1 protein-coding gene is annotated in these 563 nt (G+C 65.0%); it reads left to right on the forward strand.

Going from position 1 to position 563, the window contains the following annotated elements:
* Window positions 1-563, forward strand: a 563-nt coding sequence (locus AC1DYG_RS19010) for a pentapeptide repeat-containing protein (protein ID WP_477641426.1), incomplete at both ends; no start/stop codon positions are given.

Here is a 563-nt window from a genome sequence, read left to right on the forward strand (position 1 = left end):
ATCGAGGATGAACGCGGCCAACGCACTCGCCGCCAACCTCACCAACGCGAACCTGACAGATACGAGCCTGCGATACGCACGACTAGGCAACACCACGCTCACCGGCGCTGACTTCACGCGCGCCGATATCCAGGGCGCGTTGCTCGACGACACCGTGCTCATCCCCTCCTACCAGCGCGCGATCGCTGACGCCGCCACCGGCAAGGCAGTCGTCACCTGGCCGACACCGCCCGACATGACGGGGACGACATTCGAGACGTGCGACCGCCCTTCCGGGAGCAGCTTTCCGGTCGGGAACACCGTCGTGCGCTGCACCGTTCGGACGTCGAATGGCAGCTCGGCGTCCGGCACATTCATCGTGCAGGTCGACCCACACAACCTTCCCCGCGTCTCGGGAAACCCAGGGGAAGCCACGGTCGGCAAGTTCTACACGTACCAATTCGATGTCGTGGGCGATCCTCGACCCGACATCACAACGACCAGTACACCGCCCGGCCTGACGCTCTCCAAGTCGGGAGTCCTGTCCGGGACTCCAACCGCGGCGGGAACGTACTCGCCTGTAC

It is taken from the genome of Pedococcus sp. P1_H8 (assembly GCF_056405175.1).